We start from the raw sequence: 15,211 nt of genomic DNA on the forward strand, positions 1-15,211 counted from the left end.
TGTGCCGAACGCCTCGTCCTCGCCGAACAACAACCTCAGCCACGCCGCGTTCCTCGAACTCAGGTCAGATCGCTTCGGCGGTCACGAGGCTGACGGGGCCGGCCAATGGGGAGTGCGTGACGGCCAGCCGGTGGCGGCGAGCCAGTCGTCGATCTCTTCGACGCTGTAGACATCGGCTATCAGCAGGCGGGCGCCGGCCTCGGCAGCACGCCGAACCCGGAGGAGCAGCTGTCGGTTCTCGTCGGGTGACCAGTAGTGAACCAGGTTGGCGAGCAGGAACACGTCGTAACCGGACGGCAGCTCAGAATCATGACCACATCACCTACGACCGCGGCGATGGCCACCACCTTTGGCGCCGCCCAGGGGATGCAACGGAGTTCCGTGATGCCCGGGGAGTCCGCGCACTTGGGGGGAGTCCCGGCGTGGGGCTTGCCTTGGGTGGCCGCGTCGGGAGCGGGGTGCAGCAGGCCCGCTGGCGGGCCGACGGAGACGCCGAGCGGACCACGGGGTCCGTCGTCGGTGCGGTAGCCTGTGCCGATGCGCGGCGAAGGGAGCATGGCGCTAAATCTCGACCAGCTGCTGTGGGCGGTGGAGCAGGCACCGCCGGTCATGGCCGCCGACGTTGTGGGCCAGCACCTTGCCGCGCAGTTCGGCGCTTCGGCAGTCGCGCTATCGGTTGCCGATCTCAGCGGCCGAGCGCTGACCCGGCTCAGCTACGACTCCACGGGCGATCAGGACCGGGCGCAGGGGCGGGAGACCGGCGAACGGGTGCCCTTGCAGGGCACGCCGCACGGGCGGGTGTTGGCCATGCAGAAGATCGAGGTGCTGCCGCAAGACGTGGGCGTGTGCGTGTACGCGCCGGTGACGAACCGGGGAGAGGCCATCGGCATCCTGGAGCTCGTGCTCCCCGACGCCCCCGATGACCGGACGGTGGCCGAGGTGGCCGCTGCCGCCCGCGTGCTGGCCTACATCGTGATCGCGAACCGGCGCTTCACCGATCTGTACGACTGGGGGCAGCGTTCGATCCCGTTGACCCTGGCGGCGGAGGTGCAGCACCGCCTGTTGCCCGGGTCGTTCACCTGCGAGGGTGGCCAGTTCACGCTCGCGGCGTGGCTCGAGCCCGCGGGGGAGGTCGCGGGTGACACGTTTGACTTCGCCCTGGAGCGTGATGTGCTCCACGTGTCGGTGACGGACGCGATGGGTCATGGCGTCGAGGCGTCCGTCCTGGCCACGTTGCTGGTCGGCGCGTTGCGCAACGCACGTCGCGCGGGCGCGGAGCTGGCCGCGCAGGCAGCTCTTGCCGACGAGGGGCTCGGCCGCTACGTCGGGCTGGGGGGCGGCTTCGTGACCGGTCAGCTCGCTCGTATCGACCTGCGTACGGGCACCGCGAGCATCGTCAACGCCGGCCACCCAGCGCCGCTGCGGCTGCGCGATGGTCGCGTCGAGAGCCTCGTCCTGCCGCCCGACCTGCCGTTCGGGACCTTGGTCCCCGGGGGCTACACGGTGCAGCCCCTACCGCTGGCGCAGGGTGACCGGCTGGTGTTCTTGACCGATGGGATGATCGAGCGGAATGCGGCAAGCGTCGACATCCGCGGCCTCATCGTGCAGAGCGCCGGCATGCATCCCCGGGAAGCCGTGCAGGACCTCACGCATGCAGTGCTCGAGGCAGCCGGCGGCCAGCTCCAGGACGACGCCACCGTCCTGTGTCTCGACTGGCACGGCGGAGCCGCAGACGACGTCGCCCCGTCAGCCGACACGAACCCCGGCTGAGCTCACCCCAGCTCGACGTAGTCCCCGCGACAGGGACGCCATGGCTCTACGGCCGAGCCCGCGTCATGGCAGCACCTAAGTACCTCTCCACAGAATTACAGTGACGTGACTCCTCCCACGCTTTGATGCGGTGACGCGGCATGGTTCCCTCGTCGAAGGGGAGCCCCGATGCCACGAAGAAGCCCGTATCGCATCGAACTGAGTGATGAGGAGCGTCGCCAGCTCGAGGCGGTCGACCGCCGCTATATACGTCACCATACCGAGAGGTCGTGCGAGCCAGGATCGTGCTGTACGCCGCGCAGGGACTCGGCAACGACGAGATCGCTGCGCGTCTCGACACCCCGCGCCAGGTCGTGTCGAAGTGGCGCAAACGCTTCTACGAGCATCGTCTCGCCGGACTTGGGCGACCTGCCCCGGGGCGGACGGCCGCCGGGTTTCCCCCCACAGGTGGTCGTGGCGGTCAAAGCGCTGGCGCGTGAACTGCCCACCACCACCGGCGTGCCGCTGGGGCGCTGGCACTGCGCCGACCTGCCCGTGCCGCGGTCGACCAGGGCATCGTCGCGTCGATCTCGGACACCACGATCTGGCGGTGGCTGTCGGCAGACGCGGTCAAACCCTGGCGGCACCGCTCGTGGATCTTCCCCCGCGACCCCGACTTCGCGGTCAGGGCCGCCCGCGTGCTGGCCGGCGGCGCGCACCGCCGGCAGCGACCACGACCGGCGAAACCCGGTGCGCCGCAGCGGCGTGCGCTCCGTCGTCGTGAAGACCAGCGCGTCGGGGTCGACCTCGCGCTCGAACCGCTCTACGAACGCCTGTCGCGCGTGGGCGGTGACCTCGCGACTGTCATTGCGGGCATGCATCGCGTGCGCCGCCAGTCGTGCGAGCATGCTGCGCTGACTCGGCGACATGCCGTTCGCCGGACAACGGTCGCTGGCAATCACGGACCTCCGATCGCTCACCGCGCTGGTCGCGCGTGTCTACGACCGATCAGTCAGCCCGATGGCACTGGCACAGAGGTTGCGTCAGAAGTTGTGTGTCGGGTGGATTCCGGCGCCAGCGGTATGCAATCCGCGCAACACGGCGCGCGACCGCGCCAGCCGCGTGCAAGGTCCAGCGATCTACGCGCGTTACGGACCACCGCGTCCTTGAACCGCGCTGGGAGTAGGATCTGTTATGGAGGTGGCGTTGTGTTCGAACGGATCACGCATGATCCAGCCGTGATGGCGGGTGTGCCCTGCATCCGCGGCATGCGGGTGCCTGTGGCGACCGTGGTCGGCATGGTGGCCGAGGGCATGACCGCCAATGAGATCCTCGACGACTTCCCCTATCTGGAGCGCGAGGACATCGCCGAGGCGCTCCGCTATGCCGCCGAGGCGGTCCGTGAAGTCAGCTACCCCTCGTGGCAGACGGGTGAGGTTCCTGATCGACGCCAGCTTGTCGTTTCGGGTCGCGGAAGCCCTCCAGGAGGCCGACCACGATGCCGTGCACGTCCGCGATGCGCTGACCGTGGACGCACCTGACACGGCGATCTTCCATTACGCCGCCGGCGATGACCGCGTCGTCGTATCGGCCGACACGGACTTCGGTGAGCTGCTCGCGCGTCTGGAGACCGCGCGACCGTCAGTGGTGCTGCTGCGTCGGCGCACGCGACGACGGCCGTCGGATCAGAGCACTCTGCTGCTCACGCACTCCCCGCGGTCGCCGATGACCTGGAGGCGGGCGCGATCGTCGTGATCGAGGAGGCGCGCGTGCGCGTGCGATCCCTCCCCATGGACGACCACGGGCAGGACACATAACTGGACGGAGTTCGCTGGGTCGCGACCTGCGTTTTCGCTGGTGAGCACAGCGCTCGGGGTGGTGCTTTCAAGCCGGCGGCGCGGGTTCGAATCCCGTCGGGAGCACGCAGAACGCAGCTGCGGCCCGTGCCCAGACGCGGTGCGCCCGTAACGCCGAGCACAGCGCTCCAGGCTACGAGTTGCGCAGTCGTGTCAGCATGCCTGTCGGCGTCTGGTCACCCTCGCCCCATTTGGGGCATGTGGGTTCGTACGGCCGGTGGGGAAGCAACCTGTCCCATTCCTCCTGGGTGAGGTTGCGGCCCGCGACCGTGCACGCGTGCTCGAGCAGCCGCTCGGACGCGATGGTCCACTCGCGGACGCCGGTGCCCTCGGTGAACGTGACGACGGTGCGGCCGCCGTCCCGGGTGCCCACGCTGACGTCCGCCTCGGGCCGCAGAGGATCCACATCCAGCCGCGCGCCTCCGTTGGCGGACTGCTCCACGCTCCAGATGGATGCGGTGCCCGCGCCACCCACGATGAGCAGCTCCGAGTCGGGGGTGAACCCAAGTGAACCGACGGCGAAGCCCGCAACGGCCTCCCGTGTGCTGTGCTGCTGCCATGAGCGGGCGTCCCAGAGGATGATCTGACCGCTGTAGGTCGCGGCCGCCAACCACTTGCCGTTGGGCGCGAACGTCAGCTGCGAGAACGGCAGGCGCTCCCGGAACCCCTCGCCAGGATCGAGGGTCTCGACGAGTTGCCCGGTCGTCAGGTCGATGACCTCGATGGTGCCACCGTCGACGGCCAACGCCGCGAGGCGTCCTCCCGGGTGCACGCCGATGGCACCGATGGCATCGGTCGCCTCGAACAGCTCCGCGCGCAGCGGCTCTCCCGTGGCCAGGTCGTACAGGCCGAGCTGTCGTTGCTCCGCCGCGAGCAAGGCCCGATTGTCCCAGGTGACGACGGCGTCCCAGGCGGTCTGGGCGTCGAGTTCCAGCGTGTAGGGCAACAGTCGGTCCCGCCGCACGTCGAACGTGCGCACGGTCACGGGGGAGGGAATCACGGGGCCGGACCCGATCGATACCGCGTGGATCAGCACGGACACCAATGCGATCGACGTTCAACACGTCCGGCGTACCGGCCACCATCGCTCGGAACGTCTCACCCGTGTCGATGTCGAATACGTCGACGCGGCCGTCCGGGTAGGCCGCGGACGCAATGGACCCGTCCGCCGCCAGGCCACGACCTGTGCACCAGGAGCGGGCCGTGGCCCGACATCGGTCACGATGCCCTTGGTGCCGGTCAGATCCCATGCCAGCACGGAGCGGTCAAGCCCGGCCGCGTACACGGTCCCGCTATCGGGGGAGTAGGCCGCCTGCGACAGGTTTCCCCAGTGGCCGCGGGGGACAGATGTCACCTCAAGGGTGCGCGGGCGTCAGCCGGGAACGTACCGTCCTGGCCTGGGATGCGCGGGAAGGAACAGCAGTCGCCCGGAAGCAAACGCGCCATCCCGCCCTATCGCGACTTCGGCTTCTCGACCACAGTCGAGCTCGCCACCCGCTCGGTACCGATCGCAACGGGCGGGACGTCTCTCGCGGCGCTCATCGACGACAGCGTGCCGATCGTGGGTCTCGACGGGTCGCCTCAGCGTGCGGCGTTGGGGTTCGCGACACGGGTTCTGTGAGTCTCGCGACCAGCGGCAGCCGGATGGTGCACCAGTGAGCGCAGACCATGCCCGTCCCCGCCATACTGCGTGACATGCAGCGCAGGTTCCGCCAGGTCGACGTGTTCTCGTCCGAGGCCTGCCGCGGCAACCCGGTTGCGGTCGTCGTGGACGGTGACGGGCTGACCACCGAGTCGATGCAACGGTTCGCGGCGTGGACGAACCTGTCGGAGACGACGTTCCTGCTGCCAGCGACAGAGCCCGGCGCGGACTACCGGGTGCGCATCTTCACGCCGGTCGCCGAGCTGCCGTTCGCCGGTCACCCGACGCTCGGATCGTGCCACGCCTGGCTGTCGACCGGTCACACGCCGGCCGACGAGGGCACCGTCGCGCAGCAGTGCGCTGCGGGGATCGTGCCGATCCGGCGCGGCGGCGACGGCCTGGCGTTCGCGGCTCCGCCACTGCTGCGGTCCGGACCGGTCGATCCCGTTCTGCTGGAGCGGATCGCCGGCGCGCTGGGGATCGAGCGCAGCGACGTCGTCGATGCCGAGTGGGTGGACAACGGACCTGGCTGGGTCGCCGTGCTGCTGGGCTCCGCGGAGGCGGTGCTGGAGCTGCGCCCAGGGTTCATCGACGCCGACGTCGGTGTCGTCGGGCCGAACCCACCGGAGGCCGACGCGGCGTTCGAGGTGCGGGCCTTCTTCCCGGTCAACGGTGTGATGGTCGAGGATCCCGTGACCGGTAGCCTCAACGCGGGACTGGCCCAGTGGCTGGTCGGCACGGGGCGGGCCGCGACACCGTACGTTGCGCGCCAGGGCACGGCGCTCCGACGCGCCGGCCGGGTGCACGTGACGGGCGATCCCGCCAACGGGTTCTGGGTGGGCGGCACCACGACCACAATCGTGTCGGGCACCGTGGACCTGTAGGATCTTCGCCCCGTTGCCGCCGGCGTCGGTGTGCGGACGGTGTCGAGACGCTGACCGAACGACAGACAACCGCTGTACGCTGCGATTACTGAACGCCCCCGTACCGCGGGAACGGGGGTCCCGTTCCAGGAGCATCCACGCCATGACCCCGATCGGCCGGAAGACCGTCGTCTTCCACGTCGGCGCTCACAAGACCGGTACCTCGTTGCTGCAGAAGTACATGCGCGACAACGTCGCCCTGCTACGTCGCAACCGCATCTACTACATCAGCCGCGGTGCCATGAACGACTTCGTCGGCTGGGGCAACAAACTGCTGACCGACCCGGATCCGCTGGCGCGCAAGATCCGCACGACGCTGCTGGTCCCGTGGTTCACAACGGTCATCGCATCACACGAGAACACCCTCGGACGCCCGCTTCGCAGACGCGGTGCCCATCTGTACCCCAGGGCGCCGGAGATCATCGACGCGCTTGGCGACGTGCTCGCCCCGTACGATGCAAGGATCGTGTTCTCGATCCGGCCGCAGGACCAGTTCATCGAGTCCTACTACCTGCAGTCGATCCATGAGGGACGCCACGAGCGCTTCGACGAGTGGTATGCCAAGGTCGACCTCGATGCGCTGTCGTGGGGACCTGTGGTCGACAAGCTGCACGAGGTGTTCGGCGACGAGCACGTCCACGTCATCGACTTCCGTACCATCACGCGCGGGCAGGAGGCGTACATCGGTGACTTCTTCACACGCATCGACCCGCGGTACAGGTTCGACATCGAGTACAGCGCACTGCGCAACCCGAGCATCTCGGACAAGGGCCTGCAGATGGCGCTCGCCGCCAACCTTCACCTGAAGTCAGGCGACGAGCGCAAGCTGATGCGCAAGTTCCTGCAAAAGCACTTCTCCAACCAGCGCTACCCGCGTCCCGCGCTGTTGTCGGACGACCAGAAGCGGGCCCTTCACGACCGTTATGCGGCCGAGTACGAGGCGCTCGTGGACGGGCGCGAACCTGCCACCGGTGCGACGAGGCGGGCGTGATCATGCAGGCACCCGACCTCGTCCTCCACATCGGCATGCAGCAGAGCGGCGCGACCATGCTGCAACGTGCACTGTCGCGCATGCGGCCCCAATTGCGTACGTACGGCGTGGCCTTCATCGGGCACCGCCGCATCGCAGAGTTCGAGCACCTCGCCGGCTGGCGCTGCCGCGAAGACGCCGCCCCCGCGCAGGCAGCGGCCTTCGAACGCGAACTGGCCGACGCTGTCGCCCACGAGCAGAAGCGCATCGCCGACGCCGGAGGGATGGCACGCGGCCCCGTGCTGATCGCCAGCGACCACCTTGTCGGCGCCGCCAACATCAACGCCGCGGACGAGGACACCTTCCGACCTCACGCCGTGCCGGCGATTGCCCACGTGGTCGCCGCGCTCGGTGCTGAGCGTGTACGGCTCGTGCTTCACACGCACCGCCAGGATCGCCTGATGGAGTTCTGCTACCTGCGAGAGATCCAGAAGGGCCGACACCACACCTTCGACGATCAGTTCCCACGGCGCTTCGAGCCGCTTCTCGACTACAACGACCTGATCGCGCGCCTCCGGGCGCTGCCCGAGGTCATCGACATCCGCGTCCGGCCATTCGAGCTGGTCGCTGCGGGTCCGCATGCGTTCGTCGACGACTTCCTCGGCGCGCTCGGGCTGTCCGGCACCCTCGACCTGGAGGGCGTCGCGGACGGTCTCGAAGCGCACCATGTGTACTCCCGACGCGGTCTGCGGATCGCACTGGGCATGAACCCCCATCTGGAGACCGCCCGCGACCGCAAGCTCGTACGGCAGTTCCTGCTGGAGAACTTCCCTGCCGGCGACGACCGCCAGAGCCGCTTCATGCCCAAGCGGGAGCGCCGCAGGATCCTTGCCGCGTACCGCGAGGCCAACCGCGATCTGTTCCGCGGTCACATGCCCGATCTGCCGGAAGACAGCTACGACGACAACCCCGCGACCGAACAGCTGGCCGACGTGCTGACCGGTTCGGACGACCACGCCCGCGACACCATCGCACGGCCCGATCGAGCGACCGGTGTGGTGCCGAAACGCGCCGACCGCCGCACCGCACAGGCCGCGGCGCGCGGCTCCACCATCGCTGACCGCGTGGCGATGCGAACCGGAACGGTCACGGGCCGGTTGAGCGAGACGCTGACGCCGCTGGTGGCCCGCGCCGCCGAGCGCAACCGTCTGCTCTACGACCTGAAGGTCCGGGTGCTGGCACGCCGCTGCGACGCGTTCGTGGTGTCGTTCCCCAAATGCGGTCGAACCTGGCTGCGGATGATGCTCGGTGCCGCCCTCAGCGAGCACTACGGGGTCACGGTCCGCAACCTGCTGCGGTTCACCGACGCAGACATCGATCATCCCGGCATGCCGCGCGTGCTTGCGACCCACGACGACTCACCGCAGAGCAAGGCACCCCACCGGGTCATGCGCAGCAAACGCGCCTACGCCGGCCGCAAGGTCGTCCTGCTGGTCCGAGACCCCCGCGACGCGGTCGTGTCGCTGTACTTCCACGTCACCCGACGCCGTCAGGTGCCGTACGACGGTGACCTCATGGACTTCGTCCGTGACCGCACCGGCAGCCTGGCGTCGTTGCTGGCGTTCTACGACGCGTGGGCGCCACACCTCGCCGACGACAACGTGCTGCTGGTCCGCTACGAGGACATGCGCACCGACCCACACCGTGAACTGCGGCGCCTCCTCGAGTTCCTCAACGTGGACGGTGTCGACGACACCGTGGTGCAGCGCGCCGTCGACGGGGCGTCGTTCGACCGGCTGCAGCGAGTGGAGCGCGACGGCTCGGCTCCCACGCGCGCGTTGCGCACCGACTCGACCGACGATCCCGAGTCCTACAAGGTGCGCCGCGGGAAGGTCGGCGGACACCGCGACTACCTGGCCCCATCCGACATTGCGATGATGGACGCGGCGATCGGGCGCAGCAGGGGGGCGCGCTCCCTCGGCTACGTCACGGATAGCGACAGCGGGCCAGACATCACATGAGCCCGATCCGTGCGACGGCCATCGCTGTGCTCGAACGCTTGGGTCTCGTCGAAGCGTTGCTCGTGGCGCGGGACCACGCGGCGAGCATACTTGATCCACTGCATCGCGCGGGGGCCCTGAGGACCTACGGCGGACTACTGGGCCGCAATGCCGACCTCCTGCTGGCCCACCACGATGGCGTCTGGGAGATCGCCCGCCGGGACGACCGCCTGATCGTCCGGGACGTCATGGCAGACAACCTCCACCTGGTGGTGTCGGCGCTTGAGCGCCAAGCCATCCCGTGCCTGATGGTCCCGATCCGAAGCCCGAACCGCCACCGCGTGATCGTGCCGTCCGTCCACCGTCGTGCGGCCCTCGACGCGTTGGCACAAACAGGTGACCCGGCGGTACACCTCTACATCGACGACGCCGACCTCGCACCGCGACATCGGCGCGTCGCAGTCGGCCGAGGTCTACCGCCGAGTGCGCGCGCACGTGCGCTGCGGCGGCCGGTGTGGCGCGTCTACGTCAACCGGGCTGACGTGCAGGGCCGCACAGTGCTGGGCCACCTGCACGGGTGTGAGGTGGAGTTCTGGTCGGAGTCACAAGACGTCGGGGCGCGTGGCGTGTCTCCGCTCGTCGCAGAACGTTGGAACAAGAGTGTCGCCGATGTGCCGCCGGACGTCGCACCCACCGGCGCCACCGAGATCGGCGACCGCCCCGCACCCATCCTGCGCGAGTTCGGCACCGCACCGCACTTCGATGACGTCACGTTCCCGATCGACGTGGTCTACACCTGGGTCGACGGGTCCGATCCCGCATGGTTGGAGCGCAAGAACACGGTGCTGCGCACCCTCAACGTCGAGACGGTCCACCCCGACGCACACGACGCGTCGCGCTACCGCAGTCGGGACGAGTTGAAGTACTCCCTGCGCTCCGTCGCGATGTTCGCCGACTTCGTGCGTCACGTCTACATCGTGACCGACGACCAGGTGCCGACATGGCTGAACACCGAGAACCCGCGAGTGACGGTGGTGTCCCACAAGCAGATCTTCGGTCCGACCGGCACGCTGCCGACGTTCAACTCCCACGCCATCGAGGCGTGCCTGCACCACATCGACGGATTGTCCGAGCACTACCTGTACCTCAACGACGACTTCATGTTCGGCCGCCGGGTGCGGCCCGACACGTTCTTCCTGAGCAACGGCTTGGCCAAGTTCTTCCCGTCAAGCGCTCTGATCGGGCTCGACGAGGCCGACGGCGTCGCCCGCTCGGTCGACGTGGCGGCACGCAACAGCCGCGCGCTCGTGCAGCGGCGCTTCGACCGCGTCACGCATCAGAAGATGAAGCATGCGCCGTACCCCCAGCGGCGCAGCGTGCTCTACGCTGCCGAGAAGGAGTTCGCGGACGAGTTCGCCCGGACCATGTCGGCGCAGATCCGCAGCCGGACCGACCTCCCCGTGGCGTCGTCGTTCTCGCACTACTACGGCTACATGACCGGTAGCGCCGTGCCCGGCGACGTCGCCGCACGCTACGTCGAGCTCAGCGCACCTGACTTCGAGCGCCGGCTGCGCAGCCTGCTCGACAGTCGCAACGTGGACACGATCTGCATCAACGACGCGGCGCACCCGCACACGCCCGACATCGCGCGACGCGAACGCCGATTGCACGAGTTCGTGGACACCTATTGGCCGGTGAGAAGCGAGTTCGAGCTGTGAGGCGACGGTCCGTCCGCGGCGCGGCCCTGGACATCACCAACGCCAAGGTGGCCAGTCTGGCGCCCACATGGCGGCCCTATCGCGGCGTCAGCGTGCTGTTCGACAATCCCGGAACCCGGCTGCCCCCCGGCGTGGCGCGGCTCGAGGACATCGCCGTCGTCGAGCCGGAGCGGCAGCGCCTGTACGACGACCTGGCGTGCGCGGTCGCCGACGGCGACGAGAACTGGGGCGACCGGCACGGCCTGTGCCCGCTGCCGCGCCACAGCTACCACGTCACGGTCTGCGACGGACCGAACCAGCACAGCGGCATCCCCAGCGTTTCGGCGCTGCTCGACGGGCTCCCCGCCAGCCTCGAGCGGCTGACCGACGAGCTGGTCGTCATGGCGGACGCGCGCGTGCTTGCAGTCGCTGCGGACAATGGGGTCACGCTGGCCGTCTCCGAGATCGTCGTGCAGGGGCACGTGCTCGCCGCCCGGCTCGTGCCGGTCGACCCCGTCAGCGACATCGCGCTCGACCGCATCGCGGCCGCCCGAGCCGAACTCGTCGACGGCCTGTGGACGGTCTTTCGGCTTCGAACCCAACACTGGCACCCGCACGTCAGCCTCGGATACTTTCCCAACCGCCACGCGGCCGCCGCGGCAGGCGCTGCACTGCCCACCGCCTACCAGGATCTCCCTGCAGTCCTGGACACGTCGATCACGTTCGCGTCGGCGGCCGTCTACGGCTTCACCAACATGGCGTCGTTCTTCCGCGTCGATCCCGATGCCACAGCCCTACGCTCCCATGGGCTCGGTACCGGCAGGTAGGACTGCAGGAACCGTGCTGCGGCTGCGCGCATCTCGTCGGCCCGATCCGGCGGCGCATCGGTCTCGTTGATGCAGATGGCGTCGACGTCCCTGCGCTCGAGCAACCTGCCCATCTGGAGGCTCGCCCAGCGGAACGCGATGTTGACGTACTCGGCCGCAATGTCGGCCGGTACCGCGCGGCCGGTGGCGAACGCGTAGTAGTGGGCCAGGCACGATGCGATGTTGAGGTCGGTCGGCTGACGGAAGCGGCTCGCGGCCGTGCGTGCGAACTCGTCGGGAAAACGCTGCTCCAGTTCGACCAGCACGCTGCGGAGCTGGGGGTACGGGACGTGCAGGATCTTGCGCCCGACATACACGTCACAGTGGTTGCGCAGCAGATCGCGAACGTTCTTCGAGGCGCTGTCGACCGGCAAGTCATCCGTCGAGGGCGGACCACCCGGGATCGGCGCGAGCTCGTCGGGGAACAGCTTCGCCAACCCGTTGGGGGTGAAGAACGTACCAGCCGTCACCTCACGTCCCAGCACGAAGTCGTCGTTGAGGTACAGGTAGTGCTCGGACAATCCGTCGATGTGGTGCAGGCGCGACTCGACCGCGTGGGAGTTGAACGTCGGCAGATGTGCGGAGTCGAGCAGCTCATCGTGGTCGACCATCCGGATGTCGGAATGGTCGATGTCGAGCCACTCGGGAACCTGACCGGCCGTCACGACGAAGATGCGCCGTACGAACGGGGCGAACAACGCAAGCGAGCGCAGCGAGTAGCGCAGCTCGTCGTTGTCACGGTACCGCGACGGGTTGATGGCCTGCGGATGCAGCGGACGTCGCTCGTACGCCAGGGCTTGCTCGAGCTGCCGACGCCATCGCGGATCCCGATCGTCAACCCAGGTGTAGACCACGTCGATCGGCATGCGAGCTGCGGACAGCGAGCGATGGTCGGAGAAGTCACTCAGCGTCGGGTACTCCCGACCGCCCACCGTGACCCGCGCCGGTGCGGTCGCCGAGTTCACCAGCCGGCCCGGACGGGCGCCGGCAGGGGGACGCGTGTTGTCACCCGCGCGGTGCCACAGCTCGATCAGACAGCCGTGCGACGCTCCGACGACGTAGCCGGGACCGAGGCGGTGGTTGCGGTACACCAGCATGCGCTCGGACCGGGCGGCGGCGCCCTCGGCGGTCACGAGGCGCCACGCCGGCACCTCACGGGTTCCGTCGGTGGCCTGCACATACAGGTCACCACCACGACCGGCCGCCGCCAGCGCGGCCCACACGCGCGCGCGCTCGGCTACATCGACGCCGATGACGACGGGACCGGCCGAATGGGCGTCGCGCACGAAGAATGGAACGCCCGCAGCCCGCAGTAGGTGTGCCACGATGGCCAGGTTGTCCTCCGCCACCTCGCGGACCGCGACGAACCGGAAGTTGACCGCAGACCGGCAGGCGTCGTCGGACTCGCCCCGGACGCGAGCCGCGACCGGCGACACGGAGTCCCGCCCGGAGCGCCACCGCGGCACGCTACGAGCGTAGCCGAAGCACTGGCGCGTCCGGCGCCACGCCTGTTGCGCGCGCTGTCGGACGTACTCCACGACGTACGAGGGAACGCGCCGCTGCACGACCGTTTGACGGAGCACGCGCGCGACCGGACTCATCGACCTGAGGTCTCGGCCCAGGAGGGGTTCACGAATGACACCTGACTCCGGCTGGTGCGGCTTGAGTGGTCTCGGTCAACGGCAGCACGTGCTCGGCGAAAGGCCGCGGCAACACCTCAGCCTAACACTGCGCACCGAGCGCACGACGCAGCTGGGCAGGACCATGGGTCAGGGGCTTGCGTTGACAGATTCACGCGGTTTGATGGGGGGGCCTGCGCCGCCGCCCAGCGGAGACAGGTCGGAGCCGAAGGGCGGCAGGCTCCGCGGGACTCGAGGATGCGTGCAGATCCAGGATCATCCGTCCTCCATACGGACACGGACCGATGACACAGTGCGGGCATCGACGCGCCTTCCCGGCCCTCTATCCGCAGACCAAGGATCACATCCGAGAGACCTTCGAGGAGAACGAGTTCGAAGGCCAGCCATCGGGCGTCCACATCTTTCGGCGTGACCTTTCCTGATCCTGTCCGGTGCAGGTCGTCGTCTGGCCGTTGTGGAGGGTGCACCGCGTGCGGGACAATGCGCAGCCAGGCCCGCGTCAGGAGGAGCGTGCGCATGAGCGACCAGCGTGGCGATCCGCCGTTGTTCGATCCGGTCGCCATGCTGCGCTGGGGCTGGCGTCTGGGAGAGGAGCTTCGCCAGCTGCCCGACGCGATCGCTCAGTGGCGAGAGGGTGTCACGCTCTTCCTCGCGGTCGCCCGGCGGCTGGAGTCGGCGACGACCAGCGCCGAGGACGTGTTGGCCCAGGTCGAGGCGTCGGGGTTGCTCGACCAGCTGGAGCGTCTTCAGGCCCTCACCCTCGAGATCGGTCACCACGCGACGACGGGCGGTACCGCCGTCGGCGAGCAGGTCCTCGATGAGACCCGGCGCAACATCGAGGCGTTCGCACGGCTGTTCACCGCTCCACCACCACCACCCGACCGGGACTGACCGCGCGGCCGTGTCGTCGCGGCAGTGACAACCAGCCACGACGGGCTACTCCGCCGCCGTCGGCTGGCGTACAGTAGTGTCCCCACGCCCGTCACCCGGCGCAGGTCGCACGCGATCCCGCCGACTGGCCGGGGTGACAGGTGTGTCCGGACGGTGACGCTCCGGGACCGGGAACCGTCGGTTCGGCCACGACCAGGCAGGCAGAACGATGACACAGCACATCTCGGCCGACCGCTTCGACGCCGCACTGTTCGATCTCGACGGCGTTATCACGGACACGGCCGACCTCCACGCGCACGCGTGGAAGACGATGTTCGACGAGTACCTGCAGCAGCGTGCGGCGCATCGCGGCGAGACGTTTGAGCCGTTCACCATCGAAGGCGACTACAAGACCTATGTCGACGGCAAGCCACGCTACGACGGCGTCCGCAGCTTCCTGCTGTCGCGTGGGATCGAGCTTCCCGAGGGCACACCGGCCGATCCGGCGGATACCGAGACGGTGTGTGGACTCGGAAACCGCAAGAACGAGCTCGTCAACAAGCTGATGGACGAGGAGGGCGTCGTCGTCTACGACGGCTCGGTGCGGCTGCTGAACCAGTTGCGTGACGCGGGCGTCCGGCTTGGCGTGGTGTCGTCGAGCAAGAACTGTGTGAGGGTGCTCAAGACCGCGGGCCTGCTCGACCTCTTCGAGGCACGCGTCGACGGTGTCGTCGCCGCTGATCAGGGTCTGCCCGGCAAGCCGGCGCCCGACACGTTCATCGCAGCGGCGCGTGACCTCGGAACGACGCCGGAGCGCGCGGTCGTGGTCGAGGACGCCATCTCGGGCGTGCAGGCGGGCCGCGCGGGTGGGTTCGGCCTGGTCATCGGCGTGGACCGAGACGGCGATCCCGAGGCGCTGCGAAGCAACGGCGCGGACATCGTCGTCGCCGACCTCGGCGAACTGGTGTCGTGACAGCCGGCGACAGGGGAGTGGGCGC

11 protein-coding genes are annotated in these 15,211 nt (G+C 68.8%); 9 read left to right on the plus strand and 2 right to left on the minus strand.

All coding sequences use genetic code 11. The annotated features are described in order from the left end of the window. The first annotated feature begins 537 nt into the window (after positions 1–537). Together VK923_05920 and VK923_05925 are read left to right on the plus strand one after the other, a co-directional pair. A complete protein-coding gene (locus VK923_05920; GenBank protein HSJ44202.1) occupies positions 538–1,770 on the plus strand; it encodes a PP2C family protein-serine/threonine phosphatase in 1,233 nt (410 codons plus the stop codon). 1,410 nt (positions 1,771–3,180) lie between these two features. Further along, positions 3,181–3,504 carry a DUF5615 family PIN-like protein gene (locus VK923_05925; protein HSJ44203.1) on the plus strand — a complete coding sequence of 108 codons (324 nt, stop codon included), beginning with the start codon at positions 3,181–3,183 and terminating at the stop codon, positions 3,502–3,504. Between the two features lie 234 nt (positions 3,505–3,738). Here the strand turns inward: VK923_05925 and VK923_05930 are convergent, their stop codons facing one another. Then, on the minus strand, positions 3,739–4,605 hold the full coding sequence (locus VK923_05930; GenBank protein ID HSJ44204.1) for a WD40 repeat domain-containing protein: 867 nt from the start codon (positions 4,603–4,605) through the stop codon (positions 3,739–3,741). A 668-nt stretch (positions 4,606–5,273) separates the two neighbouring features. Here VK923_05930 and VK923_05935 point away from each other — a divergent pair. The 5 genes from VK923_05935 to VK923_05955 all read left to right on the plus strand — a co-directional run bounded on the left by VK923_05935 (position 5,274) and on the right by VK923_05955 (position 11,664). Further along, positions 5,274–6,131, plus strand: coding sequence for a PhzF family phenazine biosynthesis protein (locus VK923_05935; protein HSJ44205.1), 858 nt, complete (start codon positions 5,274–5,276; stop codon positions 6,129–6,131). A gap of 142 nt (positions 6,132–6,273) precedes the next feature. After that, entirely contained in the window at positions 6,274–7,161 is an 888-nt protein-coding gene (locus VK923_05940) for a hypothetical protein (protein ID HSJ44206.1), read from the plus strand. Between the two features lie 2 nt (positions 7,162–7,163). Next, positions 7,164–9,161: a sulfotransferase domain-containing protein gene (locus VK923_05945; GenBank protein ID HSJ44207.1), complete on the plus strand. Its 1,998-nt coding sequence runs from the start codon at positions 7,164–7,166 to the stop codon at positions 9,159–9,161. Beyond that, a complete protein-coding gene (locus tag VK923_05950) occupies positions 9,158–10,858 on the plus strand; it encodes a stealth family protein (GenBank protein HSJ44208.1) in 1,701 nt (566 codons plus the stop codon). The genes VK923_05945 and VK923_05950 overlap by 4 nt, the downstream gene beginning before the upstream one ends. Then, a complete protein-coding gene (locus VK923_05955; GenBank protein HSJ44209.1) occupies positions 10,855–11,664 on the plus strand; it encodes a hypothetical protein in 810 nt (269 codons plus the stop codon). Before VK923_05950 ends, VK923_05955 begins: the two co-directional genes overlap by 4 nt. Here VK923_05955 and VK923_05960 read toward each other — a convergent pair. Further along, entirely contained in the window at positions 11,577–13,286 is a 1,710-nt protein-coding gene (locus VK923_05960) for a stealth family protein (protein ID HSJ44210.1), read from the minus strand. The two genes, VK923_05955 and VK923_05960, sit on opposite strands and share 88 nt — an antisense overlap. A 573-nt stretch (positions 13,287–13,859) precedes the next feature. Between VK923_05960 and VK923_05965 the strand changes: the two genes are divergently transcribed. Together VK923_05965 and VK923_05970 are read left to right on the plus strand one after the other, a co-directional pair. Continuing rightward, positions 13,860–14,234 (plus strand): hypothetical protein, encoded by a 375-nt coding sequence (locus VK923_05965; GenBank protein ID HSJ44211.1) that lies wholly within the window; start codon positions 13,860–13,862, stop codon positions 14,232–14,234. Positions 14,235–14,442: 208 nt separating this feature from the next. Further along, on the plus strand, positions 14,443–15,186 hold the full coding sequence (locus VK923_05970; protein ID HSJ44212.1) for a beta-phosphoglucomutase family hydrolase: 744 nt from the start codon (positions 14,443–14,445) through the stop codon (positions 15,184–15,186). The last annotated feature ends 25 nt before the right edge of the window (positions 15,187–15,211 follow it).

The sequence above is a fragment of the Euzebyales bacterium genome, from assembly GCA_035461305.1.
Classification (GTDB): Bacteria; Actinomycetota; Nitriliruptoria; order Euzebyales; family JAHELV01; genus JAHELV01.

Bases quoted from the DNA above. Each gene is read 5' to 3' on its own strand.
- VK923_05920 (HSJ44202.1), top strand. From the start codon at position 538: ATGCGCGGCGAAGGGAGCATGGCGCTAAATCTCGACCAGCTGCTGTGG.
- VK923_05935 (HSJ44205.1), top strand. From the start codon at position 5,274: ATGCCCGTCCCCGCCATACTGCGTGACATGCAGCGCAGGTTCCGCCAG.
- VK923_05940 (HSJ44206.1), top strand. From the start codon at position 6,274: ATGACCCCGATCGGCCGGAAGACCGTCGTCTTCCACGTCGGCGCTCAC.
- VK923_05945 (HSJ44207.1), top strand. From the start codon at position 7,164: ATGCAGGCACCCGACCTCGTCCTCCACATCGGCATGCAGCAGAGCGGC.
- VK923_05950 (HSJ44208.1), top strand. From the start codon at position 9,158: ATGAGCCCGATCCGTGCGACGGCCATCGCTGTGCTCGAACGCTTGGGT.
- VK923_05965 (HSJ44211.1), top strand. From the start codon at position 13,860: ATGAGCGACCAGCGTGGCGATCCGCCGTTGTTCGATCCGGTCGCCATG.
- VK923_05970 (HSJ44212.1), top strand. From the start codon at position 14,443: ATGACACAGCACATCTCGGCCGACCGCTTCGACGCCGCACTGTTCGAT.